The sequence below is a fragment of the Natronolimnohabitans innermongolicus JCM 12255 genome, from assembly GCF_000337215.1.
Classification (GTDB): Archaea; Halobacteriota; Halobacteria; order Halobacteriales; family Natrialbaceae; genus Natronolimnohabitans; species Natronolimnohabitans innermongolicus.
The window spans coordinates 1-23,268 of record NZ_AOHZ01000059.1 but is presented as its reverse complement, the minus strand read 5'-3'; the positions used below and the strand labels follow the sequence as shown (position 1 = coordinate 23,268).

The following is a 23,268-nucleotide window of genomic DNA, read 5'->3' as shown; positions in this document are numbered from 1 at the left end:
AGTCGGTCTACGACGACCTCGTCGCCGGCGTGCTCGCAGACGCCTCCGACGAGGACGCCGCCCGCGTCGAGCGCGCGGCCGACTGCCGCTACGCGGGCCAGAGCTTCGAACTGACCGTTCCCGCGGACGAGGCGTTCGACGCGGACGCGGTCGTCGAGCGCTTCCACCAGGCCCACGAGCGCGCGTACGGCTACGCGCTGGACGAATCGATCGAGGTCGTCAATCTCCGGGCGACGGCGACCGTCCCCGGCACCGAGCCGACCGTCCGCCACGACGGCCCCGGCGACGCCCTCGTCGGCACGCGGGAGGCCCACTTCCCCGGCGTCGACACCGAGTCCCAGGAGACGGCCGTCTACGACCGGGATCGCCTCGCGGCCGGCGCGACGGTCTCCGGCCCGGCGGTCCTCGAGCAAGCGGAGAGTACGACCGTCGTCCCGCCGACGTGGACGGGTGAAATCCTTGCGGACGGAACCCTCGTGATGACGCGAGGGGGTGACAACTGATGGCTGCAGAACCGACACACGCCGCCGACCGAAGCATCGATCCCGTGACCCTCGAGGTCCTGCGCAACCAACTCGAGAGCGTCGCCGAGGAGATGGGCCAGACGCTCATCCGGGGCGCCTACTCCCCGAACATCAAGGAGCGCCGCGACTGCTCGACGGCGCTGTTCGACGCCGAGGGACGCATGATCGCACAGGCCGAGCACATCCCGGTTCACCTGGGCGCGATGCCCGCGGCCGTCGACGCCGTCCTCGAGTACGATCCGAAGCCGGGCGACGTGTTCGTCCTCAACGACCCCTTCCGGGGCGGAACCCACCTGCCTGACGTGACGATGGTGTCGCCGATCGCGCCGGGTTCGGACAGCGAGGGCGACGACGCCGACATCGTCGGCTACGCCGTCTCCCGCGCCCACCACGCCGACGTCGGCGGCATGACGCCGGGCAGCATGCCCGCCGGCGCACAGGAGATCTACCAGGAGGGGCTTCGCATCCCCCCGACGCGGCTCGTCGACGGCGGCGAACCCCGCGAGGACGTTCGCTCGCTGCTCCTCGCTAACGTTCGCAACGCCCGCGAGCGCCGGGCCGACCTGCGCGCCCAGCGGGCGGCGAACGAACGCGCCGAGGAGCGACTCGCCGCGCTGTTCGACGAGCACGGCCGCGAGACCGTCCTCGCCGGCTTCGACGCCGTGATCGACTACTCGCGAGAGCGGATCGAAGACGAGCTTCGGAAGCTCCCCGACGGGACCTACCGGGCGACCGACGTCCTCGAGGGCGACGGCGTCACCGACGAAGACGTCGAGATCAGCGTGGCGGTGACGGTCGACGGGACAGCCGTCGAGGTCGATTTCGAGGGGACCGCAGACCAACTCGACGGAAACCTCAACGCGCCGCTCGCGGTCGCCAGAAGCGCGGTCTACTTCGTCGTCCGCGCCGTTACGGATCCCGAGATCCCGCCGAACCACGGCTGTTACGAGCCCGTCGAGATCCGCGCGCCGGAGGGGTCGCTGTTGAATCCCGAATCGCCGGCGGCCGTCGTCGGCGGCAACGTCGAGACCAGCCAGCGCGTCACGGACGTCGTCTTCACGGCCGTCGCCGAGGCCGCGCCCGAGCGCGTCCCCGCCCAGGGCCAGGGCACGATGAACAACCTCACCATCGGCGGCCGCGACGGCTCCTTTACCTACTACGAGACGATCGCCGGCGGCTTCGGCGCCCGCGCGGATCGCGACGGCATGGACGGCGTTCAGGTCGGCATGACCAACACGCTCAACACGCCGATCGAATCCCTCGAGACCGAGTACCCGCTCCGGGTCGAGCGCTACGCGTTCCGCCCCGACAGCGGCGGCCGCGGGAAACAGCGGGGCGGACTGGGACTCGAGCGAACCGTCACCGTCGAGAACGACGCGACGGTGTCGCTGCTGACCGAACGCCGACGCCACGGACCGAAGGGCGTCGCCGGCGGCGAGCGCGGCGCCACCGGCGAGAACCTGATCGACGGCGAGGCGGTGCCCGCGAAGACGACCGTCGACGTCGACGCCGGAACCACCGTGACGGTGCGGACGCCCGGCGGCGGCGGCCACGGCGACCCCGCCGAGCGCGACGCGGACGCGCTCGAGGCGGACCGCGACGCCGAGAAGACGACCGAAACGGACGGCGAGGAGTGACGATGGGAACTCGACCGACCGACACCGGCGTTCGCGGCCGCCTGGGGCTGATCGTTCCCTCCTCGAACACCACGGCCGAACCCGAGTTCGAGCGCGCGCTCCCCGACGAGATCACCGTCCACGCCGCGCGGATGGAACTCGAGTCGGTCACCGTCGACGCGCTCGACGCGATGAGCGACGGCGCCGAGCGCGGCGCCGAACTGCTCGCCCACGCCGACGTCGACGCCGTCGCCTACGCCTGCACGACGGGCAGCCTGATCCACGGCCCCGGGTTCGACGCCGAACTCGAGGACCGACTCGAAGCCGCGGCCGACGCGCCCGCCGTCGCGACGGCCCGTTCGGTCGTCCGGGCGCTCGAAGCGCTCGACGCGGAGCGGATCGCGGTCGTCACGCCCTACACCGACGATCTGGACGCGAAGGAACGCGACTTCCTCGAGGCCGTCGGGTTGGAAGTCGTCTCGATCGACGGTCGGGGGCTCGAGGCCAATACGGCCATCGGCGCGCTAACGCCCGACGACGCCGAAGCGCAGGTGCTCGAGCACGTCGACGGCGCGGACGCGGACGCCCTCGACGCCGTCTTCGTCTCCTGTACGAACTACCGCTCGCTGGCCGCCGTCGACGGTCTCGAGTCGAAACTGGGGGTGCCGGTGCTCACGAGCAACGGCGCGACCCTGTGGGACGTCTGTCGAGCGTCGGGGCTCGAGGTCGATTTCGAGGGACGTGGAACGTTGCTCGAGTCCAGCCGTTCGTAATCGACGTGTTATCGGTCCGGAAGCGACTCCGACGCGTTTGATCAACCTTTTGCCGCCGCTATCCAACCCTCGAGTATGGAACTGCTACCAGTGACGGGCCTGCCCGAAGTCCGTCCCGGCGACGACGTCGCCGCACTCGTCGCGGAGCGGGCCGACCTCGAGCCCGGCGACGTGCTCACCGTCGCGAGCACGATCGTCTCGAAGGCCGAGGGCCGAACGGCCAACTTCGAGGACTACCCCGTTAGCGGACGCGCACAGGAACTCGCCGACAAACACGAGGCGATCGCGGGCGAACCGAAGGATCCGCGGTTCGCGCAGGCGATTCTCGACGAGAGCGCGGAGCTGCTGATCGACGTTCCGTTTATCCTGGCAGAGACGCGCTTCGGACACATCGCCCCGAACGCGGGGATCGACAAGTCGAACGTGCCGGACCACGATCTGCTCTTGCTCCCGCGAAAGCCCGACGAGAGCGCCGAGCGGATTCGAGCGGGACTCGAGGAGCGAGGGCACGAGGACGTCGCCGTGGTCGTCACGGACACCTGCGGCCGTCCGTTCCGCCACGGCCAGACCGGCGTCGCCATCGGCTGGGCGGGGATGCCCGCCAGTCGCGACTGGCGCGGCGAGGAGGACCGCGACGGCCACGAACTCGGCGTCACCGTCCAGTCGGTGGTCGACGAGCTCGCGGCCGCGGCGAACCTCGTCACCGGCGAGGGCGCCGGCGGCGTCCCCGCCGTGGTCGTCCGCGACTGGGCGTTCGGCGACCACGCGGGCAGCGACGAACTCTTTCGAGGGGTCGAAGAGGACCTCGTCCGCGAGGCGCTACGGGAGTGGGAGTTCGACGGCTGACGGGCGTGGCCGACCGCAACTGACAACCGGAACTCAAGCCGCCAGCGGTCGTACGACCCACCATGGACTCGAGCGTGCCGACCGCCGATACGAGAGAGCCGAGCTACGCCTGTCGAGCGTGCGAGGAGCCGCTGGCGTTCCAGAACGACACCCTCCGCTGTCCGAACTGCGGCGTCACCGTCTTTCTAAACGACGGCGTGCCGCGTTTTCCCGTGCCCCGAGCCGTCGATACCGCCTCGAGCGAGACCGTCTTCGACCGACTCGCCCCGATCTACGAGTCGCCGCTGTGGTTTAGGCCGCTGTATCGCTTCGTCGGCGGTCCCGCGGCGCCGTGGGACGACCGCGAGCGGCTCACAGCGCTGCTCGAGCCGACTGCGGACGAGACCGTTCTCGACGTCGCCTGCGGGACGGGACGGCTCACCCGCCACGTCGCACCCGAGGCGAAATCCGTCGTCGGCGTCGACGTCTCGACGGGCATGCTCGAGCGCGCACAGCGCTACGCGACTCGAGAGGGAATCCAGAACGTCGCGTTCGCGCGCATGAGCGCCGACGAACTGTGGTTCGAACCGGGCGCCGTCGACCGCGCGGTCTGCGCCTGGGCGTTGCACCTGCTGCCGGACGTCGACGCCGCGCTGGACGAGATCCGGCGCGTGCTGCGTCCCGGCGGGCGGTTCGTCGCCGCGGTGCTCGCCGACGAGTTCGTCCTCCGCGCGCCGCCCGTCCGCGCGGTCGCTCGCGGCGTCCTCGACGCCGATCCGTTCGACGTCGAGACGTTCCGGGAGCAGCTTCGAGCGGCCGGCTTCGTCGACGTCGAGTTCGATCGCCGCGGCGCGGCACTGTTCGCTCGAGCGAATCGCTCGTGACGCCAAGATCCGGTCTCGAGCCGCCGTGTGAACACGCCCGTCGTCACGGCGACCATCTCCGGTGACGGTGTCCTTTTTACCGCGCTGACCCTCCCTGCGGACATGAATCGAACGGTCGAGATCACGGTCGAGCGCGGCCGATCGACGAGTACAGCGCGGAGGGAAGAGCAATGAGCGACGCCGGCGGAGACGTCACTCGAGCGATCGAACTCACGCCGGAACACCCTCCGGCGCGTATGGCCGAACTGGCCGCCCGCGCGGAGGACCGCGGATTCGATATCGCCTTCTCGAGCAGCCACTACTTCAACCGCGATCCGTTCGCCACGCTCTCGCGGATGGCCGACGCGACCGACGAAATTCGGCTTGGTCCGGGGGTTAGCAACCCCTACGAGACCCACCCCGTGAAACTCGCCGCGCAGACGGCGACGATCGACGAAGTAAGCGACGGGCGCGCGGTCTTCGGCGTCGGCGCGGGCGACCGCTCGACGCTGTCGAACCTCGGCGTCGAGCGCGACAGTCCGCTGCGACGGGTCCTCGAGACGTTCAAACTCGCCGAAGACCTCTGGGACGGCGAGACGGTGACCCACGAGGGGACGTTCACGGCGACCGACGCCTCGCTCAACTTCGAGCCGCCGTCGGCGTCGATTCCCGTTTACGTGGGCGCGCAGGGTCCGCACATGCTCCGGATGAGCGCCAAACACGCCGACGGCGTGCTGATAAACGCGGCCCATCCGCGGGATCTCGAGTGGGCGGCCGAGCAGATCGAACGAGGGCTCGACGACCGTTCTCCCGACCGCGGGTCGTTCGAGTCGCTCGCGTTCGCGAGCGTCAGCGTCGCCGGCGAGGAAGAAGCTGCCAGAGAAGCGGCCCGACCGCCCGTGGCGTTCATCGCCGGCGGCGCGGCCGAGCCCGTCCTCGAGCGCCACGATATCGACCGCGAGGCCGCCGAGGACGTCAGCGACGCCTTAGAGCGAGGCGACCTGAACGAGGCCTTCGGCCACGTCACGCCGGAGATGATCGACGCCTTCTGTATCGCCGGCACGACCGAAACCGTCGCCGAGCGGTTCGACGCCGCCCTCGAGCACGTCGACGGAATCGTCGTCGGCTCGCCGCTCGGGCCGAACCTCGAGGACGCGATCGACCGCGCGAGCGAGGCGCTGGCGAGGGCGACGGCCGACTGACGAACGAGCAGTTCGGACGAGAAATGGAGCCGCTTTAACTGGAACTCGAGGAGAAGAGGCTCCCGATGGCGCCGAGCGTGAGGATGCCGAAGACGCCGAGTGCGACGACGATCAGGATCGTTCCGGCGAGAACGAGCAGCGGCGCGAGGCCCTCGCCCGTCGCGACGTCGGCGAAGTAGTCGTTCATATCGATGATGTTGTCCACGATAACGTTCATCGGTGTGACGGTGTCCATGCGGGTGGGTTTTCACCGGTGGTACTTGGCCGTGCCGGTCTCTGCCGTGCGGTCGGGCGTCCAGGACGCTCGGTGACGGTGACACCCCCGCGAGGAGGCGTCTCGGTCGGAGCGACTAAGCCGCCGCCATCCCTACCTCGAGGCGTGACCGACGACTCGACGCTCACGGATTTTCTCGCGGTAGAGGCCGACGACGGAGCGGAGGGCGGGGACGAGAACGAAACCGAACTCGACGCAACCGAGAGCGAGGATGATCGCGGAGACGGGCCCGATACCAGAAGCGAAAGCGACCCGTCGACTGACGACTCGACTGTGGCTCCGGAGGTGGATGCAGATTCGAACTCGAACTCAAACTCGAACTCGAGTGCGCACGCGAATTCGCGTTCGGATCCGGGCGGCCAGCCGAATACGGGGCTTTCGACGTACGCCTGGGGGAACTACGTCTGTCACCGCTGCGGTGACGAGACCGATCGCGTCTGGCGCGAGGACGATCGCTTCGTCTGTCCTGACTGTAAGTCGTGGTGATCAACGCCTGAAACGCCACGAACGTACCGCACCGGCGCTCACACCCCAATTCGCTCGACGTGCCTGCGAATGTGCTCCCGAAGGTTTATATCTCTGTCGCGGTTTTATACAGGTGCAATGGCGAAAGGTACGGTCGCATTCTTCAACGACACTGGCGGTTACGGATTCATCGAGACTGAGGACGCGGACGAGGACGTCTTCTTCCACATGGAAGACGTCGGCGGTCCGGACCTAGAGGAGGGTCAGGAAGTCGAGTTCGACATCGAGGAGGCCGAGAAGGGTCCTCGAGCGACGAACCTCGAGCGCCTGTAAGGCGGCTTCAGTACAGTGGTATCGTTCTCTGATCGTTACGCCCGATAGCTGCGCTACTCGTATTCGAATGCCCGCCGGTCGCAGAAGTTGCCCGGTGAGGTGACAGTCGGTCGAGTCGACGCAAAGCCTATGGTTCGCTGTCGCTGATGACGTACTGATGAGAGGTTCGACCGGGTCCCCGTTTCCAGTCGCGTGTGACCAATGACTGACGCGAGTCCACCGTCGTCGGCCGAACGCCGGACAGCGGCCGACGCCCCGCTCGAGGTGTCCGCGGTCGCCGACCTCTGTACGGCGATCGAGGACAACGTCGCCGAGGTGATCGTCGGCCACGAGGACGTGATCGAACACGTCGTCATCGCGATGCTCGGGCGCGGCCACGTCCTGTTAGACGACGTCCCCGGCGTCGGTAAGACGATGCTCGCGCGCTCGATCGCGACGTCGATCGACTGCACCTTCAGTCGCGTGCAGTTTACCCCCGATCTTCTCCCGACCGACGTGACCGGCGTGAACGTTTTCAACCAGAAGCGCCGCGAGTTCGAGTTCCAGCCCGGCCCCGTCTTCGGCAACGTCGTCCTCGGGGACGAAATTAACCGCGCGCCGCCGAAGACCCAATCGGCGCTGCTCGAGGCCATGGAAGAGGGACAGGTGACGGTCGACGGGACGACTCACGACCTGCCCGATCCCTTCACCGTCATCGCGACGCAGAACGCCGTCGAACCGAATCGGACGTACGATCTGCCCTTCGCCGAACTCGACCGGTTCATGAAGAAGCTCCGACTCGGCTACCCCGACCCCGAAGACGAGGCCGAACTCCTCGGCCGCGCGGTCGGCGATCACCCGATCGAGCACGTCGAGTCGGTCACGGACCTTGAGACGATCGTCGACGCGCGCGAGACCGTTTCGCAGATTCGCGTCGAGACGCCGATTCGGGAGTACGTGACGCGGCTGGCAGGGTACACCCGCGAGCACGCCCGCGTCGGCGTCAGCCCCCGCGGGACGATCGCCCTCCTCCGGGCGGCACAGGCTCGCGCCGCGGCCAGCGGCCGCGACTACGTGCTCCCGGACGACGTCCGGACGGAGGCGTCGGTCGCGCTCCCCCACCGAATCAAGACGACGGACCGAGATCGAGACGGCGAAACGGTCGTGGCGAACGCCCTCGAGCGCGTCGCCGTGGAGTGACCGAGCGATGCGACCGACGCTTCGCGGCTGGACGGCGCTGTTCGCCGTCGCGGCAGCGATGGCGCTGGCCTGGCAGTACGGCCCCCGAGCGCTGAACGCCGTCGTCGCGCCGCTGGTCGTCGTCCTCGTCGCCGCCGTGCTCGCGACGATCCGCGTCGACCGGCCGACGATTCGACGCGCACCCGTCGGCGAGGGGGTCGTCGGCGACCGACGGACGGTCGAGCTATCGATCGAGAGCGGGTCGACCGTCTCGGCGACGGTTCGCGACGACGTCGGTGACGGGCTGACGGCGCTCGCAGGCGACGGGCAGCCGACCGGAACCGAAATCCAACCCGCGGCTCGCGGGACGCTGACGGTCGACGCCGACGGCAACCCGCGCCTCGAGACGACCCTCGAACGCGGCGACGGCGAACCGAACCGCTTTGCGTACGCGGTGGGACTCGAGGAGCGCGGCGAGCACTCGCTCGGTCCGGTATCGATCACCGTGACGGACGTTCTCGGGCTCGTGAAACGCCGGTTTTCGTACGGGGAGACGACGACCAGTTCCGTACTGGTCTACCCGCGCGTCTACGATCTCGGTTCGGGTCCCGGCGACGCGCTTCGGACGTTCGCCGACGCGATCGGCGGACGAGACCGCCGGGAGTTCGACCATCTGCGGGAGTACCAGCGCGGGGACTCCCTGCGGGACGTCCACTGGAAGTCCGCCGCCAAGCGACCCGATGCCGACCTCGTCGTCACGGAGTACGCCACCGACGACGAGGTCGGCTCCGCGACGATCGCCGCCGAGTGTACCCCCGGCCGGGACGACGACCTGGCGACGGCGGCCGCGAGCGTCGCGACGTTCCTTCGATCGGCCGGCGTCGACGTGGGCCTGACCCTCCACGGGGACGCGATCAACCCCGGCTCGAGCGAGGACCGCTACCACGAACTCCTTGGCGCACTCGCCGTCCTCGAGGCCGGCGAGCTCGGGGACGACGAACGACGCGACGCGGACGTACTGATTCAGGCCGACGCCGACGGAACGCGCGTCGGTCTCGAGGATCGGTCGATTCCGTTCGACCGACTCGTCGATTCGTCTGCGTCCGACGCGCCGCTGAGCCGAGACGCGACCGAGCACGCTGCGCCGGCGGGGAACCGTGAGCGCGGCGACGCCGACGATCGATCGGGGGTGGTTTCGTGAGCACCCGAACAGAGTCCTCGAGCGGTGGCGCGGACTCTCACGCCGGCGATCGAACGCTCCCGTTCGATCTCGACGACGCGGCTGGTCCGGGGCTGTTCCGGCTGCTGGCGTGTTGTTGCATTCTGGTGTTGACGGCGTCGTACGTCAGCGTTCTGCGCGAGGTGACCCGCGCGGTCGGCGGCACCGAGACGCTGTTCGGTCTCGTCGTCGCGATGCTCCTCGCAGCGACGGTGTTGGCGTGGGCGATTCGACCGCGAACCGCGACGGTGCTCGCCGTCGTCGGCGGCGCGGGCGGTTTCGCCTACTACCTCGAGCAAAGCGGCGTGGGCGTCGAGATTGTGCTCTCGGCCGGCGACGCGATCGCCGCGGATACGCTTGCGCTCGTGACCGGTCTCCCGTTGATTCGCATGGTCGAGGCGGGCACCTGGGCGCTCGCGTTCGTTCCGGCGCCGGTGTTCCTCTCGTGGTATCTCGCCGTCCGCGGACGGTACGGACTCGCCGCCGTTCCCGGCGGTCTCGCGCTCGTCTTTCTCGTGTTGACCGGCGACGCTGGCTCGACCGTTACCCTGATCGGCACCCTCGCCGCCGTCGCCGCCGTCGGCTTCGGCGAACTCGAGCGACGCGGCGGTTCGGTCGCCCAGGCGGACGTGCTCGCGGTGTTGTTCGCGCTGATCATCGTCCTCTCGCTGACGGTTACGTTCGTCCCGACCGGGCCCGGCACCGCGGGTCAGGTCGCCGGCGGCGACGACGGAACGCTCGAGGGGACGATCGACTACGCCTCCGAGCGCTCCGGGATCGGCGGCTCGGTCGACCTCTCGCCGGAGGTCCGCTTTACGGTCGAATCCGAGCAGGCGTCGTACTGGCGAACGGGCGTCTACGACCGATTTACCGGCGACGAGTGGGTTCGAACCGGCGAACACGCGGACTACGAGGGGCCGATCGAGGAGCCCCCCGGCGACGCCGAGCGCCTCGAGCAGCGGTTCACCGCCGAAACCGACCTCGGCGTCATGCCCGCCGCGCCACAGCCGGTGGCGCTGGAGGGCGACCTCGCCGAGCACGCCGAGGTCTCTCAGCAGGGCCAGTTCCACCCCTCGACGCCCGTCCTCGAGGGCGATACGTACCTCGTCGAGAGCGCGATCCTCGAGCCGGATTCGTCGGCGCTTCGAACCGCGGAAACCGACTACCCCGAGGAGATCGAATCGCGCTACCTGCAGGAACCCGAAGGCGTCTCGAGCGAGTTCGAAGCGCGAACCGAAACGATCACCGAGGACGCCGAGACGCCCTACGAGAAGGCGGTCGCGATCGAAGAGTATCTCCGTAGCTCCAAGGAGTACTCGCTCGAAGTCGACCGCCCCGACGGCAACGTCGCCGAGGAGTTCCTCTTCGAGATGAACGAGGGCTACTGCGTCTACTTCGCGACGACGATGGCCCAGATGCTCCGCGCCGAGGACGTCCCGACACGCTACGTCACCGGATACACAGCCGGGCAGGAGGTCGACGACGACGAGTACGTCGTCCGTGGCACCGACGCCCACGCCTGGGTCGAGGTGTACTTCCCCGACCACGGCTGGGTCGCCTTCGAGCCGACGCCGAGCGGTCCGCGCGACGACGTCCACACCGATGCGGTCCAGCAGGCGCGCTCGGATGGCGCCGAGAACGTCGACACCGACTCGAGCGAAGACGTCCCGGTCGACGACGAAGACGACTCGGAACCCGACGACGGCCCCGACGAGACGCCGACCGACGACCCCGACGAGCGCCCGGACCAGAACGAAACGGAGCCCGACCCAACCGAACCGCAGGACCCCGAAAACGAGTCCGAAGGCAACGAGACCGAGCCGGACGGACCCGACCCGAACGAAGACGACCCCGGCCCGGAAAACGAAACGGTCGAGGGTGAGGACGAAGGGAGCGACTGGCGGTCGACGCTGCTCGAACTCGCCACGGTCTCCCGAGAGGTCGCCGCCGTCGGACTCGTCGTCCTCGTCGGGCTGGCGGCGAGCGTCCACCGAACGGGTGCGAGCGGGCGACTCCGTCGCACTCTCGGCTGCTACTGGCAGCGGCCGACCGACGATCCGAACCGCGACGTCGAGCGCGCCTATCGGCGCCTCGAGCGCGTGCTGGCGCGCGAGCACCGCCCCCGGAAGCGCTCGGAGTCGGCACGACGGTACCTCGAGTCGATCGCTGCCGGCGACCGAGACGGCAAAGCGAGCGACGACGGCAGTTCCGGACCCGGCGACGGCGGGACCGAACCAACGGTCGAGTCGCAAACGGTCGACCCGCGACTCGAGGCGGTTCTCGAACGGTACGAGCGGGCGAGATACGGCGGCGGCGTGGACCGCGAGACGGCCGACGAGACGATCGCGATCGTCGACGAACTCACCCGCGAACGGCTTCCGATCCTCGGTCGCGGGCGAAACTAACGGTTCGTTCACTCAAAAAGAACCGCCCGACGGGACACGGGTCCCGATAGTGTTTAATATGGCCGATTCGTACCATGGAACGTAATGTCGGAAGTCTGCTCGACGTGCGGGCTGCCCGAGGAACTCTGCGTCTGCGAGGACGTGGCCAAGGGACAACAGCAACTCAATATCCGCATTGACGAGCGCAGATACGGAAAAGAGGTAACGATCGTCGAAGGATTCGATCCGAAGGACGTCGATCTCGACAGTCTCTCGTCGGATCTCAAGTCCAAGTTCGCCTGTGGCGGTACCGTCGAGGACGGCCAGATCGAACTTCAGGGCAACCACACGGGCCGCATCGAAGAGTTCCTTCGGGATCGCGGCTTCAACGTCGCCTGATTCGACCCGCCGATGCTCTGAAACGACTTCCGAACCCCACGACCGATTCGCGCACCGTTAGTCACTCACTTTTTGAATAGTTGCGAGAGTTAGCCCGGCGCTCGCCACCGTGCGTTTAGGATCCTCGAGCGAGTACCGACCGTGATCGACCATGGCATCGATCCTCATCGCGTTCGAAAGCGATACCGGACAGACGTCACGCGTCGCCGAACAGATCGACGCCGCTCTCACCGAGCGAGGACACGAGGTCACGACGAATCGCGTCGGTGAGATTTCCGACGCGGCAGTCACCACGTTCGATGCGGTCCTCGTCGGTTCGCCCGTCGTTAACCGGGCACACCTGCCAGCGGTCGTCGCCTTCGTCGAGCGTCACCGCGAGACGCTGTCGTCGCGACCGAGCGCGTTCTTCCAGGTGTCGATGGCCTCGGCCGTCCCATTTGCCGCCGCCCGGAGCGCCGCGGTCGGGTGGGTCGACGACCTCGTCGACCGGACGGGCTGGGAACCCGACCGAGTCGCGTTCGTCGCCGGATCGATCGCCTACACGCAGTACGACCCGATCACGCGAGCGGTGTTCAAACTGGTCGCGGCGCTCACGACCGGCGATACGGACGCCTCGCGCGACTACGAGTATACGGACTGGGACGAGGTCGAGGCGTTCGCAGTCGAGTTCGCCGCCCTCGCCGAGCGTCGCGAAGCGAAAGTGGCGCCGACGCGTACCGATCGGCGACGAGCGCGCGTCGCCGCTGGAGTCGGCGTGCTGATCGGACTTGCGACGCTCGTCTACTGGCTGCTCGGCCGCCGATCGGATGGCGGTGGCGATGGCGGTGGCGGCGGCCGCGGACCCGGCTCAGATCCCGGTCCCAATTCCGGGGTCGGAACCCGCGAACGGATAGCACCGACTCGAGCCGAGTAATCGAACGACGCGTCTCGAGTACCGACCGCCGCTAGAACGGAGATTCGGCGTTCGTCGACTCCTCGTCGTCTTCCTCGCGGACGAGTCCGAACTTCATCCCGTACTTCTCGAGGCCGCCCGCCATGCTCTCGACGCGGGCGTCGGCGGTCCCCTCGTACGATCCGATGAGTTGGGCCGCCTGCACGCTCGCTTTCCCGTGGGGGCAGACCGTCACGATGTGGTCTTCGTCCTCGAACTCCTCGACGCGGGCGGTGAGTTCGTGAAACGGAACGTTCTCGCTGTCGGGGATGTGACTCCGGGTGAAACTCTGTGCGTCGCGGATGTCGACGACACAGACGTCCGCATCGTCCTCGAGAAGTTCCTTGACCTCGTCGGGAGAGATTTCGCCGTCCATTACGCCCGGGTTGGGACGCCGGGAGAATAAGCCCACGGGTCGACGCTCGGACGGTGGCGAGTCGCTGGTCCGAGCGACAGTTGCAGCAGGCTTCGTATCAATGTGCGAGTCGGACGAAACCGTCCGGAGCGGCGAACATTCCGACGGATCGTATGAATTCGTTATTTACTCGCAACGCCCATAATATGGTATGGACCCACATACCATATCGTTCGAACTCCTGCTCGCCGGTCAGGTCGTCGGAACGCTCGTGTTCGCCGTCGGGCTGTTTCTGGGCGGGCTCACGCCGGTGACCGTCGCCGGCGGCGCCCTCATCTTGCTCTCGATCGTGGGCCTCGCACTCGCCGCGTTCGGAGACGAAGCCCGCGACGTGAGCGCCGAGCGCGGCGGTCGCGAACCCGTTCGTAGCCGCCTGCCCTTCGGTCTCGGGCGCGGCTCGAAGTGAACCGGCAGGCATCGCTCGGTCGACACACCCTGCTCGAGTCCGGCGCCGACGCGGACTCATACGGATTGCTGTCCCGATGTCCCGGCGCAACCGCCGCCCGGGTCGCGGGTGCGCCGGACCTGACGGACAGTAACCCGTATCAAAGCAGGCCGTCTTCGTTCGCCAGTAACAGGGCCGTCATCGTCGAGTCGTTAGCCGGCTGCTCGCGGGCGCGCTCGAGCGCCTCGTCGACCGGCACCGTCGTCACCTCGAGGAACTCGTTGTTGTCCAGTTCGCGTTCGCCGGGTTCGAGGCCCTCGGCGTAGACGATGGCGCGGTCGTGTCGCAGGACGCCGGTCGCGACCGCGTACTCCTGAAGGAGCGCCGTACTCGAGGGTCTGAAGCCAGTCTCTTCCTCGAGTTCGCGGGCCGCGGCCGTCGTGTAGGACTCGCCGTCCTCGACGATTCCCGCGGGAAGCTCGAGGTGGATTTCGCGAATCGTCGGCCGGAACTGCTCGACGAACAGGAGGTGGTCGCCGTCGTTCTCCGCCTCGCTCTCGGCCCCGTGTTCGTCCTCATCGACGTCCAGCGTTGCGATCCGCGTTCCGTCGATTCTCGCGACCACGACGACCGCCGGCGGCAAATCGGCCCAGTAGTAGCGCTTCTCGGTCCCGTCCGGTTGCTCGAGGCGATCGTAGCCGCCGACGTACCACGGCGTTTCGTACTCGGTGACCTCCTCCCGGAGGATCCACTCGTCGGGGACGTCGCCGTCGTCGAATCCGGTCATCGCGTGGTGGTGTCGGCCTCGAGGGTGTAATAGATGCCGTTTATGCGGGCTCGATCTCACTGTCCCGGCTCTTCGACCGGATCGGTCACGTCGAGCCACTCGAGTTCGTCGGCCATCCGCTTCAATCCGCTATCGTGAGTCCACAGCTGTGAAACGTCGTATCGCTGCATCGCCGCGAGAACGGTGGCATCGCGACCGCCAATCCCAACGTGTGGATAGTCGCGGAGCAACGCGGACGCTTCCTCGACGTCAGTTCGTGTGAGGTCCGCGACCGAAACGCCATCGAGGCCGAGGAAACGAGTCGATAGCGTCTCCGATTCCGGATGTTGCGTGTGGAGATAGTGCACGACTTCCATCTGGAGGACCGACGTGGTGAACAGCGGCTCGTCTTCCAGAACGGTCTGATCATCGAGGCGATGGTGTCGTGTTCCTCGAGCGTCGAATCAAAATCGTTCCGCCTAGACGAGTTCTCGATACAGCCGCCCGAACGCCTGCCGGCGCAGCGTCGCGACCGCCGCGTCCTCCTCGTTCTGGAACGTGGCCGCGACGGCCTCGCCCTCGGGGCCGGCGTGCCAGACGACGCGGTCGACGTCGTCGTGGCCGACGACCGTCACCTCGCCGTCGTAGGCCTCCCGCCAATCGTCGAACGCCTCGCGGTCGCCGACACGAACCTCGAGGAGACTCGCGAACAGGGCGTCGCGGGCGGTCTCGACGACGTCGCTCGAGACGCGCTCGTCGTACTCTTCGCGGTCGAACTCCATCGATTTGGCGACCTCGCGGACGACGGTCTGTGCCGCGGGGCCGACTTCCGCGTAGCGCTCGCTGGCCTCGGCGGCCGATTCCGGCGCGAACGTCCCGACTGTGTGCATACCTCGACGTGCTCGCGGGAGTCAGTTACCAGTTTCGCGTTCGCTCGCCCCGCGGCGTCGCTCGAGTGCGCTCACGCGCCGTCGCGTTCGGTGGAGCCGCCGTCTGCGGACTCTGCTCCGTTCCCGGTCTCGTCGTCCACGGATTCCTGCATCTGCCTCGTTAGCTCCCGTGCCTCCCGCAGAACGGTCTCGGCTTCGGCGGTCATCGAACCGCGGCCGGGCTGGCGGCTCTGTCGGGCCAGCCCGTCCTCGAGACCGCCCGGTCGTCCGGGCTCGTGGTCGTGTCCGTGGCCGTGATCGTGCCCCGATCCCTCGAACTCCGGCGTCTCGATCTCGGGGGCGTACTGGGCGACGATCTCGCCTAACTCCGCGGGGTTGCACTCGCTCCAGTCGGGGGCGTGCTCCGCGAGCCACTCCTCGTGGCCTTCGCGACCGAGCGAGGCGGTGATCGCGAGGTGGTTCGCAAGGTGTTCGGCGTCGGCCTGCTCGGCGTCGCAAACTGGACAGGCGTATCCCATGGGTCGGGGTAGGAACGCCGCGGGTAAAACGGCCACGTCCGAGACGGGCGCTCGTCGAACGGTGGACGCGAACGAACGCGCCGGGAACGAACGCGCCGGGAACGAACGCGCCGGGAACGAACGCGCCGGGAACGAACGCGCCGGGAACCCGCTGGGAGCCTCAGTCGAGTTTTCGAATCATCACGATCGCGTCCTCGCCGTTCTCGTAGTAACCCGGCACGCGCCGCAGCGGCTCGAAGCCGAACTGCCGGTAAAGTCGCTTCGCACCCTCGTTCGAGCGACGGGCCTCGAGTTTCACCGAGTCGGCGCCGTGGGCCGCGAGGACGGCCAGCGTTCGGCGCAACAGGGCGGTGCCGATCCCCTCGCCGCGGTGGTCGGGATGGACAGCGATGTCCTTGAGGTGACCCAGCTGGCGGCCGTAGGTGCGGCTCACGTCCGAGATAGCGTAGCCGGCGATCTCACCCCCGCGAACGGCGATCAGAAAGCCGGGCTCCCCGAGAAACCGTTCGAAGGCGTCGTAGGGCCACGGCTGGGGAAACGACTCGTTTTCGATACGCACGACGGCGAGCAGATCCGCGCGCTCCGCGGGACGGATCGAGAGCCCGTTACCGTCGCCCGCTCCGGAGACCGGCGTTGTCACACGAGTGCGTAGTTCGTCCAGTACTAAAAACGGTCGCGTCGAGGTGAGTACCACCCCGTCCGTTCGCCTGTCGATACCGTCGTCCGTCTCGGTGCGGCCGCCTTCATCGAACGCATCGAAGACGAGACGAACTCGAGTACGCCGCTACACCACTATTCGAGAGCGACGGTCGTGCTGGCAAACCGACACAATCGACAACGGAGTCGCAACGCGTACCGGCATATGTTACCCCATTCGTTCGACGATAGCCGTACCGACTACACGACTCCACTCAATCGACTGGAGAGTCGATACAGTCGGTGTCGGTGTACGCTCCGATGCTGTAGGGGTGTCGGGCTGGGGTCGAGTACGCGCACCACGGACGCGGTCGTCTCGAAGACTCGAGCGTCGAGCGAGACGGACGATAATCGTTTCACACCATCCAAATTGCGATATCGGCCGCGAGGACCCACGTTCACGGCGTAGCTTATCCGACCAGATCACGAGACGAGATTCGGCGAACCGGATCAGTCCGGACGTTCCTCTCGCCGTTCGGTCAGGGTCTCGATACGTTCGGCTACAGTGTCGTCCGTGGCGTCCAGGCCAGCCGGTATCGGCGCCTGGCGTTTCAACTCGAGAGAACGACCCGTCAGAGGTAGCGGCAGAAGCGGCCTGTACGGCTGAGCACGGGTATCGCTTGCAGCCGAAGCGATACTTATGCGATGGGCGTTCGAAAGGCGATTCATGACTGATGCGGCCGAATGCAAACCGGAGCCGGAACCGGTCGACCACGAGCAAGGCGAGGACGAACGTGACGATGCCCACCTCGACGACATCGAAGAAGGTGCCGGCTGCACGGAAATCTGGGAACACCTCGCCGAAAAGCGCGGCGAATAACTGATCGGCCACGACAGCGAGTTTTTACTGTGGAAGACCATACTGAAACACATGGCTGACAATCGTCCCGGTGACCGTTCGCGCGGTCGTCGCGAGGAGAGGCGATCGATCCCGACGGACCGTGAGTCACCAGTCGGTGCACCAGTAATCCGGGGCGACGAATCGGTTACGGGGACGCGCGCTCGCGAAGCCGTCCAGTTCGATCCCGACGATCCCGACAGTCTCGCCGACGCCGCCGAAACCGTCCGCGAGTTCGCCAGTGGCACCACCAACGACGACCATCTCTACATGCTCCGAGGCGCAGCCGCGTGCGCTGCACTCGTCCGCGGTGAGGGGTCGTACAAAGCGGCTGCCGAACGCGCTGGCGGCGACGCAACTGTCTCGTTTATCCGAAAGTGGGCCCGCGTCCACGACCTGCCCCGTTCGGTGCGCAAACAGGTCGCGCTCGGGCAGATCGCGCCCACCGCCGCCAAACACATCGCCCGCGTCGGCGGCGAAGCCCGACTCCTGCTCGCCTGGGCGACGCTCGACGGCGACCTCACCGTCCGCGAGGTCCGCAGCGTCGCCAGCGCCGTCAACGACGAGACCCCGATCGGACGGGCGCTCGCCGACTACGACGTCAGGCTGGGCGAACTCGAGCTAGCGCTCTCGCCGAAAACCTACCGGGACCTCCGGCGCCGGGCCTCCATCGACGGCGTCGATCCCGGCGAAATCGTCAGCGACGCACTCGAGGAGTACTTCGAATAACATGACGGCAGACTCGAGCGAGCTATGGGTTATCGACCCATAGCCTCTCGATGGCCGCCGAAGAAAGAAACGTTTAACCCTCACTCGACGGAAGTAGCAATCAGAGGGCCGGTAGCTCAGTCTGGCAGAGCGTCTGGCTTTTAACCAGACGGTCGCGTGTTCAAATCGCGCCCGGCCCGCTTTTGCCACGAGCAAACCCGCGAGTGGCAAAGCAGCCCTGCGATTTGAACGCAGGGAGGGCGTGCGCAACGGAGTGAGCACGTCCGACCGTGTGTTCAAATCGCGCCCGGCCCGTGCAACGAAACGGTGAGCATCGCGAACCGTCGAGTGAACCGGCAGGCGCGATTTGAAATAGACCAGAAAGGCGCAGCGAAGCGAGCATTTCTGGGCGTAGTTCACAATCGCGCCCGGCCCCTTTTGCGACGAACGGCTTCGGCGGGAGGATGCGGTCAGCGCATACTCTCGCGAACGGAGAGGATCGAGGTGAAATGCAACGTTTTGCTATCGTGGCAACAGGGAAACCCACACCCTCCCCAACCGATTCGCTCGCTCCCTTCGGTCGCTCACTCATCCCTTGCACGACGTCGCTAATCGTCCTCGCACTCGCTCGGACGATCATCAGCGTGCGCCACCGCACGTGAACTGATCGTTCGGAGAGATACTCGCGACCGTGATCCGTCGGCGCGAAAAACGAGTCCGCGAACCGCAGCGTCGTTACGCGTCTTCGGAGGACGCGTCGTCCGGCTCAGCGCCGCCGTCAGCCACGGCCTGTTCGTCCGATTCCGACTGTTCGTGGTCGCTCCCCCCTTCGAGCACCGTGTTCGCCAGGCGCTCCTGGAAGCCGTGGTACTTCGCGACGCCGGTCGCGTCGTCCTGGGTAATCTCGCCGACCGTTTCCGTATCGAACGAGACCGCGTCTGCGGAGTAGACGGCTGACGCACTGTCTCGAGCGACCGCTCGCGCCCGACCGCCCTCGAGGCGGACGGTGACGGTCCCGGTCACGCGCTCGTTGGTCGTCTCGACGAACGACTCGAGAGCGTCCATCAAGGGGGCGTCCAGCAGACCTTCGTAGGCGTGTTCGGCCCACTCGTGGTCGACCTGTCGCTTGAACGCCCGCTCGGCTTTCGTGAGCACGAGGTTCTCGAGGGCCTCGTGAGCCTCGAGCAGAACCGTCGCCGCGGGGTGTTCGTAGTTTTCGCGGACCTTCAGCCCGAGCATGCGATCTTCCATCACGTCCGTCCGGCCGACGCCGTGGGTCCCCGCGCGCTCGTTGAGTCGCTCGGTGAGGTCGACGGACTCGAGTTCTTCACCCTCGAGCGCGACGGGATACCCCGCCTCGAAGGTGATCTCGAGTTCCGCGGAATCGGTCTCGCTGCCCGGCGCGTCCGTCCACTCGTAAATTTCCTCGCCGGGGACGTGGTCCGGCCGCTCGAGTTCGCTCCCCTCGACCGAGCGGGTCCAGAGGTTGGTGTCGATGCTGTATGCCCCTTCGTCGCCACCTTCGACCGGGAGGTCGCGCTCGGCGGCGTACTCCTGTTCCCATTCGCGGGTGAGTCCGCGCTCGCGGATCGGCGCGACGACCTCGAGGGCGGAGCCGCGCCAGACGGCCTCGAACCGGAGTTGGTCGTTGCCTTTTCCGGTCGCGCCGTGGGCGACGGCACCGCAATCGTGTTCACGGGCGACCTCGAGGATGCGTTCGGCGATAACCGGCCGCGCCAGCGCGGTCCCCAGGGGGTAGTCCTGGTACGTCGCGTTGGCGCGAACCGCCTCGAGACACTGATCGGCGAACGCCTCCCTGGCGTCGACGACGTGGTGCTCGAGGTCGAGGGCGTCGGCGGTCGCTTCGGCCTCCTCGAACTCGGCCTCGGGCTGGCCGACGTCGACCGTGACGCCGATCACCTCGTCGTAGTCGTACTCGTCGGAGAGCAACGGGACGCAGACCGTCGTGTCGAGGCCGCCGGAGAAGGCGAGCGCGACGCCGTTCTCGTCCTCTCCGACACCGCCCTGAAAGGCCGAATCGAACCGTTATCGGACGATCAGAAGCTGTTCGACCTCGCGACGAACGGCGACCTCGAGCGCGTGATCATCCACGACGCTGCCCGCATCGCCACGAACATGCGCGACCTGACCGATCGCATCACCACACTCCTCGAGAACGACGTTGCCGTCCATATCATCGACTCGCAACTCCAACTCGGCGAATCGGACGACACCCCGACTGACGACCGGTCGATGCTCCGCGCACTCGAAATCGCCGCCGACCTCGAGCGCTCCGTGAGCAGCGAACGGACTCGAGAAGGGATCGCAGCCGCTCAGGCGGCGGGCAAACACGTTGGCCGCCCTCCCTTCGGATTCGACAGCGACGGAAACGGGACTCTCGTTCCAAACGAGAACTTCGAGACCCCACTGGCCGTTATTGAGCAGATCGAATCCGGCGACAGTAAACGCTCGACGGCACGCGACGCTGGGATCACTCGAGCGACGGTGCGAAACATCATGGACCGGAAAGAACTCTATCAGACCGACGACACCCGCTCTTCTGCACAGTGAGTCCCCGAAAGCGGTCGCTCGGACGATAGCGTATGCAGCGTTCTCTCGAGAGAAGATATTCGAAAAGCCAAGGGCCCGAGTTAACGCGGTGCTTTATATAGTACGAGGGTTGAGATGAGGTTAATTTCGGGGGTAGCCGTACTCCAAGCCCAGATACGGGTCAATCCGAGAGCGCGTCACTACTGGTACGGGGACGGCGGTTGACGGTGGTGGAGGCCAACACGACGAGGGAACAAAACGGCCTCAAGTCCATAGTACTCCTCGACAGATGGACCTCGACGAAAAGACCATCCGAAATCTGTGTACTGATCCCGTGTTCGAGCGGGGACAGAAGTACCGCAACGAGGGACGCATCCAGCGAATCGAACGGTTCCACGACGTTGTCACTGCCGTCGTGCAGGGATCGTCTCAATACGACGTGACCGTCGAACGGGGAGAAAAGACCATCGATGCTCGGTGTACGTGTCCCTACGATGGCGCTGGCGAATGCAAACACGTTGTCGCGGTGTTGCTGGACATCGCCGCCGACACACCCCGAGACGAGAGCGAACGTGTGGAGTCAGCACTCCAAAACGTCTCGGCCGACAATCTCCGGGCATTCCTACGCGACGTACTCGCCAAACATCCGGAGTTCCGTGATCGGTTCCTCGCGCGCTTTGGCGACACCGGCAAATCTGTCGAAGAGTATCGCGCCGAAATCGAGCAACTGTTCGACCGGCACACACAGGACTATCCGGTCGTCACCGACGCCATCGACTTCTCGCATTTCTTCGAGTTGGCTGAGCAGTACCGCGAGCGCGAGCGCTACCTAGAAGCCGCGACCGTCTATCGCGCGCTGTTCGAGGGAATCGACGATAACGAAGTCCGCATCGACGCCGCGTACGACCACTACGCTAAAGCCTTGCAGTCCGCCCTCGACGGATACGTCGAGTGTGTGCTCACGCCCGATCCTGACCAAGGCGAGTTCGAGAAGTACATCGGTGTGCTAGAAGACCAAGCGACATCGGAGCATCCAGCTAACACCGAGCAGTTCTACCGAGCGATCGACGACCTCGAAGAGCGACGATGACGGCCGAATCCCTCGCCCGGGAAATGATTCGGTTACTCTGTACCGAACGATCTCTGGAGCAGGGGACCAACCTCTGGAATCAAAGTCGGATTTGAGAGTTGACCACCGACTTCCGGCGAGTCCCGTCTCTTCGCTCGTTTCACTCGCTTCGATCAGCGAATTTGCCGTACATCGCAAACGCAAGCGTTTGCTCAGTCCCGACAATTTATGCGCCCACCTGGAAACGAACCTCTATGGGCGGTATCGAGCTCCGGAACGGAACACTCGTCGTCGAACGTGAACCGAATCAGCTCGACGAGCTGGCGATTGGGTTCTCCGAGATTCTGAGTCACTTTGACATCAAGCACGTCTACATCGCAGGGTACGTCTCTATACTCGCTGGTCGGGCGCGCTCTACCGAAGACGTCGCCGTCCTCATCAAACAGATCGACGAGGAGACTGCAGACGAACTCGCCGCGACGCTGGACGAAGAGGGATTCTGGGGACCGGCAATGCCACTCACGTCGATGTACGAGATGCTCAATAACGGGGATAACATCTGGGTCGCGCCAACGGATCAGGTCACACCGCACCTCGAAGTCAAGTTCGCGCGCGACGAATTCGATCGCGCGTCCCTCGAAAACGCTATCACAGCCCGAATCGGTGGCAAGACGATTCCGATAGGCCCCTTAGAGCACCAGATCGCGTACAAACTCTACCTCGGTGCGCAAAAGGACGTCGAGGATGCAGTCCACCTCTACACGCTCTTCGAGGAAAGTCTTAGTGTGCCCCGCCTCGAAGAGTGGGTAACGCGACTCGACGTCGAAGCCGAATATGAGCGACTCAAACGCGCGTGAGCATCTGGATGCGAAGCACGAACGCAACCGTGAGAAGCGCATCGAAGGTATCAAGCGCTGGGTCGAATACATCAAGTCAGAACCCCCCGAGACGTGGGGACCGCAACAGAACGCGGTCGTCAATGACCAGCTTGATGCGGCCCAAAGCGTCCACACTTCGACTTCTCACCAGCAGCACGTGAAAGACGTAGCGGCGGAGATCCTCGAAGTGAGCGACGAGTCTGACTCCGAGTCGAAGTAGACGAACACCTCGCGGGAGATTTATCTTAGGAATCACACATAGCGTCTCGAAATATGAGGTGTTGCCAAGACGTAGACGTCTTGGGCTTTAGGGTAACGTGTGAGAGCCAAGGGCCGGATTTGAACCGGCGGTGGGCGGCTCTGCAGGCCGCTGCGTTCGGCCGGACTCTGCCACCTTGGCGCAGTTATTCGTATTCACTGCGTTCGTTTAAGCATAGCGGTACGGCATGGACACCTCGTACCGGTTGGCCCTCGATAAATACGAATAGCCCCACACAGCAGGTGCTGTGTGGGGCGTAAGTATGAGTATGAATGGGTGGCGGCGAGTCAGCTCTCCCAGAGGGTCGCCCACTCCAGTACTCACTGACAC

At 66.2% G+C, this 23,268-nt stretch carries 27 protein-coding genes, 2 tRNA genes and 1 pseudogene; 21 read left to right on the top strand and 9 right to left on the bottom strand.

Translation table 11 applies throughout. The annotated features are described in order from the left end of the window. The 6 genes and pseudogenes from C493_RS12695 to C493_RS12670 all read left to right on the top strand — a co-directional run. A pseudogene (locus C493_RS12695) lies at window positions 1–503 on the top strand (hydantoinase/oxoprolinase family protein); the annotation flags it as partial. After that, the gene (locus tag C493_RS12690) at window positions 503–2,161 is read left to right on the top strand and encodes a hydantoinase B/oxoprolinase family protein (protein ID WP_007259847.1); all 1,659 of its coding nucleotides are present in this window, start codon (window positions 503–505) and stop codon (window positions 2,159–2,161) included. The pseudogene C493_RS12695 and the gene C493_RS12690, both read left to right, overlap by 1 nt. A 2-nt stretch (window positions 2,162–2,163) precedes the next feature. Next, complete coding sequence (locus C493_RS12685; RefSeq protein WP_049889348.1) at window positions 2,164–2,913, top strand: maleate cis-trans isomerase family protein; 750 nt, start codon at window positions 2,164–2,166, stop codon at window positions 2,911–2,913. Window positions 2,914–2,988: 75 nt separating this feature from the next. Further along, on the top strand, window positions 2,989–3,759 hold the full coding sequence (locus C493_RS12680) for a coenzyme F420-0:L-glutamate ligase (protein WP_007259845.1): 771 nt from the start codon (window positions 2,989–2,991) through the stop codon (window positions 3,757–3,759). 62 nt (window positions 3,760–3,821) lie between these two features. Then, the gene (locus C493_RS12675) at window positions 3,822–4,622 is read left to right on the top strand and encodes a class I SAM-dependent methyltransferase (protein WP_007259844.1); all 801 of its coding nucleotides are present in this window, start codon (window positions 3,822–3,824) and stop codon (window positions 4,620–4,622) included. Between the two features lie 170 nt (window positions 4,623–4,792). Continuing rightward, a complete protein-coding gene (locus C493_RS12670) occupies window positions 4,793–5,803 on the top strand; it encodes a 5,10-methylenetetrahydromethanopterin reductase (RefSeq protein WP_007259843.1) in 1,011 nt (336 codons plus the stop codon). Between the two features lie 34 nt (window positions 5,804–5,837). Here the strand turns inward: C493_RS12670 and C493_RS12665 are convergent, their stop codons facing one another. Next, window positions 5,838–6,038 (bottom strand): hypothetical protein, encoded by a 201-nt coding sequence (locus tag C493_RS12665; RefSeq protein WP_007259842.1) that lies wholly within the window; start codon window positions 6,036–6,038, stop codon window positions 5,838–5,840. A 144-nt stretch (window positions 6,039–6,182) separates the two neighbouring features. Between C493_RS12665 and C493_RS23245 the strand changes: the two genes are divergently transcribed. The 7 genes from C493_RS23245 (at window position 6,183) to C493_RS12630 (ending at window position 12,948) form a co-directional block, all read left to right on the top strand. Further along, window positions 6,183–6,563, top strand: a complete 381-nt coding sequence (locus C493_RS23245; protein WP_007259841.1) for a DUF7573 domain-containing protein — start codon at window positions 6,183–6,185, stop codon at window positions 6,561–6,563. 117 nt (window positions 6,564–6,680) lie between these two features. After that, window positions 6,681–6,875: a cold-shock protein gene (locus tag C493_RS12655; RefSeq protein ID WP_007259840.1), complete on the top strand. Its 195-nt coding sequence runs from the start codon at window positions 6,681–6,683 to the stop codon at window positions 6,873–6,875. A 201-nt stretch (window positions 6,876–7,076) separates the two neighbouring features. After that, the gene (locus tag C493_RS12650; protein ID WP_007259839.1) at window positions 7,077–8,054 is read left to right on the top strand and encodes an AAA family ATPase; all 978 of its coding nucleotides are present in this window, start codon (window positions 7,077–7,079) and stop codon (window positions 8,052–8,054) included. Between the two features lie 7 nt (window positions 8,055–8,061). After that, entirely contained in the window at window positions 8,062–9,234 is a 1,173-nt protein-coding gene (locus C493_RS12645) for a DUF58 domain-containing protein (protein ID WP_007259838.1), read from the top strand. Beyond that, window positions 9,231–11,657 carry a transglutaminase TgpA family protein gene (locus C493_RS12640; RefSeq protein WP_007259837.1) on the top strand — a complete coding sequence of 809 codons (2,427 nt, stop codon included), beginning with the start codon at window positions 9,231–9,233 and terminating at the stop codon, window positions 11,655–11,657. The genes C493_RS12645 and C493_RS12640 overlap by 4 nt, the downstream gene beginning before the upstream one ends. An 84-nt stretch (window positions 11,658–11,741) precedes the next feature. Continuing rightward, entirely contained in the window at window positions 11,742–12,035 is a 294-nt protein-coding gene (gene yciH, locus C493_RS12635) for a stress response translation initiation inhibitor YciH (RefSeq protein ID WP_004217450.1), read from the top strand. A gap of 151 nt (window positions 12,036–12,186) precedes the next feature. After that, window positions 12,187–12,948 carry a flavodoxin domain-containing protein gene (locus C493_RS12630; RefSeq protein ID WP_007259836.1) on the top strand — a complete coding sequence of 254 codons (762 nt, stop codon included), beginning with the start codon at window positions 12,187–12,189 and terminating at the stop codon, window positions 12,946–12,948. Between the two features lie 31 nt (window positions 12,949–12,979). Here the strand turns inward: C493_RS12630 and C493_RS12625 are convergent, their stop codons facing one another. Next, a complete protein-coding gene (locus tag C493_RS12625) occupies window positions 12,980–13,342 on the bottom strand; it encodes a rhodanese-like domain-containing protein (protein ID WP_007259835.1) in 363 nt (120 codons plus the stop codon). A 190-nt stretch (window positions 13,343–13,532) separates the two neighbouring features. On the opposite strand from C493_RS12625, the gene C493_RS12620 reads away from it, so the two are divergent. Next, window positions 13,533–13,787 (top strand): hypothetical protein, encoded by a 255-nt coding sequence (locus C493_RS12620; protein ID WP_007259834.1) that lies wholly within the window; start codon window positions 13,533–13,535, stop codon window positions 13,785–13,787. A 139-nt stretch (window positions 13,788–13,926) separates the two neighbouring features. Here C493_RS12620 and C493_RS12615 read toward each other — a convergent pair whose 3' ends face one another. From C493_RS12615 to rimI, 5 genes are all read right to left on the bottom strand, one after another. Continuing rightward, window positions 13,927–14,553: an NUDIX hydrolase gene (locus tag C493_RS12615; protein WP_007259833.1), complete on the bottom strand. Its 627-nt coding sequence runs from the start codon at window positions 14,551–14,553 to the stop codon at window positions 13,927–13,929. A 56-nt stretch (window positions 14,554–14,609) separates the two neighbouring features. Continuing rightward, window positions 14,610–14,948, bottom strand: a complete 339-nt coding sequence (locus tag C493_RS12610; protein ID WP_275039832.1) for a type II toxin-antitoxin system VapC family toxin — start codon at window positions 14,946–14,948, stop codon at window positions 14,610–14,612. A gap of 63 nt (window positions 14,949–15,011) precedes the next feature. Continuing rightward, window positions 15,012–15,422: a DUF5809 family protein gene (locus C493_RS12605; RefSeq protein WP_007259831.1), complete on the bottom strand. Its 411-nt coding sequence runs from the start codon at window positions 15,420–15,422 to the stop codon at window positions 15,012–15,014. A 71-nt stretch (window positions 15,423–15,493) separates the two neighbouring features. After that, window positions 15,494–15,940: a DUF5810 domain-containing protein gene (locus C493_RS12600; RefSeq protein ID WP_007259830.1), complete on the bottom strand. Its 447-nt coding sequence runs from the start codon at window positions 15,938–15,940 to the stop codon at window positions 15,494–15,496. Window positions 15,941–16,100: 160 nt separating this feature from the next. Next, a complete protein-coding gene (gene rimI / locus C493_RS12595; RefSeq protein WP_007259829.1) occupies window positions 16,101–16,580 on the bottom strand; it encodes a ribosomal protein S18-alanine N-acetyltransferase in 480 nt (159 codons plus the stop codon). Window positions 16,581–17,303: 723 nt separating this feature from the next. On the opposite strand from rimI, the gene C493_RS23450 reads away from it, so the two are divergent. The 3 genes from C493_RS23450 to C493_RS12585 all read left to right on the top strand — a co-directional run bounded on the left by C493_RS23450 (window position 17,304) and on the right by C493_RS12585 (window position 18,382). Next, the gene (locus tag C493_RS23450) at window positions 17,304–17,456 is read left to right on the top strand and encodes a hypothetical protein (RefSeq protein ID WP_007259828.1); all 153 of its coding nucleotides are present in this window, start codon (window positions 17,304–17,306) and stop codon (window positions 17,454–17,456) included. Window positions 17,457–17,507: 51 nt separating this feature from the next. Then, complete coding sequence (locus tag C493_RS12590) at window positions 17,508–18,203, top strand: DUF7119 family protein (protein ID WP_007259827.1); 696 nt, start codon at window positions 17,508–17,510, stop codon at window positions 18,201–18,203. A 105-nt stretch (window positions 18,204–18,308) separates the two neighbouring features. Then, window positions 18,309–18,382 (top strand) — tRNA-Lys (locus C493_RS12585). 535 nt (window positions 18,383–18,917) lie between these two features. Here the strand turns inward: C493_RS12585 and C493_RS12580 are convergent. Continuing rightward, window positions 18,918–20,132, bottom strand: coding sequence for an argininosuccinate synthase (locus C493_RS12580; protein ID WP_049889347.1), 1,215 nt, complete (start codon window positions 20,130–20,132; stop codon window positions 18,918–18,920). Here C493_RS12580 and C493_RS12575 point away from each other — a divergent pair. The 4 genes from C493_RS12575 to C493_RS12560 all read left to right on the top strand — a co-directional run bounded on the left by C493_RS12575 (window position 20,013) and on the right by C493_RS12560 (window position 22,899). Continuing rightward, entirely contained in the window at window positions 20,013–20,753 is a 741-nt protein-coding gene (locus C493_RS12575) for a recombinase family protein (protein ID WP_152421158.1), read from the top strand. The genes C493_RS12580 and C493_RS12575 overlap by 120 nt on opposite strands. 268 nt (window positions 20,754–21,021) lie before the next feature. Beyond that, complete coding sequence (locus C493_RS12570; protein WP_007259824.1) at window positions 21,022–21,822, top strand: SWIM zinc finger family protein; 801 nt, start codon at window positions 21,022–21,024, stop codon at window positions 21,820–21,822. 233 nt (window positions 21,823–22,055) lie between these two features. Then, window positions 22,056–22,658, top strand: a complete 603-nt coding sequence (locus C493_RS12565; RefSeq protein WP_007259823.1) for a hypothetical protein — start codon at window positions 22,056–22,058, stop codon at window positions 22,656–22,658. Next, on the top strand, window positions 22,636–22,899 hold the full coding sequence (locus C493_RS12560; protein ID WP_007259822.1) for a hypothetical protein: 264 nt from the start codon (window positions 22,636–22,638) through the stop codon (window positions 22,897–22,899). Before C493_RS12565 ends, C493_RS12560 begins: the two co-directional genes overlap by 23 nt. 104 nt (window positions 22,900–23,003) lie before the next feature. Here the strand turns inward: C493_RS12560 and C493_RS12555 are convergent. Next, a tRNA-Cys gene (locus tag C493_RS12555) sits at window positions 23,004–23,079 on the bottom strand. Between the last annotated feature and the right edge of the window lie 189 nt (window positions 23,080–23,268).

Coding starts and splice junctions, on each gene's coding strand:
- C493_RS12655 (WP_007259840.1), top strand. CDS start 6,681: ATGGCGAAAGGTACGGTCGCATTCTTCAACGACACTGGCGGTTACGGA.
- C493_RS12625 (WP_007259835.1), bottom strand. CDS start 13,342: ATGGACGGCGAAATCTCTCCCGACGAGGTCAAGGAACTTCTCGAGGAC.
- yciH (WP_004217450.1), top strand. CDS start 11,742: ATGTCGGAAGTCTGCTCGACGTGCGGGCTGCCCGAGGAACTCTGCGTC.
- C493_RS12675 (WP_007259844.1), top strand. CDS start 3,822: ATGGACTCGAGCGTGCCGACCGCCGATACGAGAGAGCCGAGCTACGCC.
- C493_RS12670 (WP_007259843.1), top strand. CDS start 4,793: ATGAGCGACGCCGGCGGAGACGTCACTCGAGCGATCGAACTCACGCCG.
- C493_RS12650 (WP_007259839.1), top strand. CDS start 7,077: ATGACTGACGCGAGTCCACCGTCGTCGGCCGAACGCCGGACAGCGGCC.
- C493_RS23450 (WP_007259828.1), top strand. CDS start 17,304: ATGACTGATGCGGCCGAATGCAAACCGGAGCCGGAACCGGTCGACCAC.
- C493_RS12565 (WP_007259823.1), top strand. CDS start 22,056: ATGGGCGGTATCGAGCTCCGGAACGGAACACTCGTCGTCGAACGTGAA.
- C493_RS12600 (WP_007259830.1), bottom strand. CDS start 15,940: ATGGGATACGCCTGTCCAGTTTGCGACGCCGAGCAGGCCGACGCCGAA.
- C493_RS12685 (WP_049889348.1), top strand. CDS start 2,164: ATGGGAACTCGACCGACCGACACCGGCGTTCGCGGCCGCCTGGGGCTG.
- C493_RS12620 (WP_007259834.1), top strand. CDS start 13,533: ATGGACCCACATACCATATCGTTCGAACTCCTGCTCGCCGGTCAGGTC.
- C493_RS12680 (WP_007259845.1), top strand. CDS start 2,989: ATGGAACTGCTACCAGTGACGGGCCTGCCCGAAGTCCGTCCCGGCGAC.
- C493_RS12605 (WP_007259831.1), bottom strand. CDS start 15,422: ATGCACACAGTCGGGACGTTCGCGCCGGAATCGGCCGCCGAGGCCAGC.
- C493_RS12570 (WP_007259824.1), top strand. CDS start 21,022: ATGGACCTCGACGAAAAGACCATCCGAAATCTGTGTACTGATCCCGTG.
- C493_RS12665 (WP_007259842.1), bottom strand. CDS start 6,038: ATGGACACCGTCACACCGATGAACGTTATCGTGGACAACATCATCGAT.
- C493_RS12645 (WP_007259838.1), top strand. CDS start 8,062: ATGCGACCGACGCTTCGCGGCTGGACGGCGCTGTTCGCCGTCGCGGCA.
- C493_RS12615 (WP_007259833.1), bottom strand. CDS start 14,553: ATGACCGGATTCGACGACGGCGACGTCCCCGACGAGTGGATCCTCCGG.
- C493_RS12630 (WP_007259836.1), top strand. CDS start 12,187: ATGGCATCGATCCTCATCGCGTTCGAAAGCGATACCGGACAGACGTCA.
- C493_RS12590 (WP_007259827.1), top strand. CDS start 17,508: ATGGCTGACAATCGTCCCGGTGACCGTTCGCGCGGTCGTCGCGAGGAG.
- C493_RS12560 (WP_007259822.1), top strand. CDS start 22,636: ATGAGCGACTCAAACGCGCGTGAGCATCTGGATGCGAAGCACGAACGC.
- C493_RS12690 (WP_007259847.1), top strand. CDS start 503: ATGGCTGCAGAACCGACACACGCCGCCGACCGAAGCATCGATCCCGTG.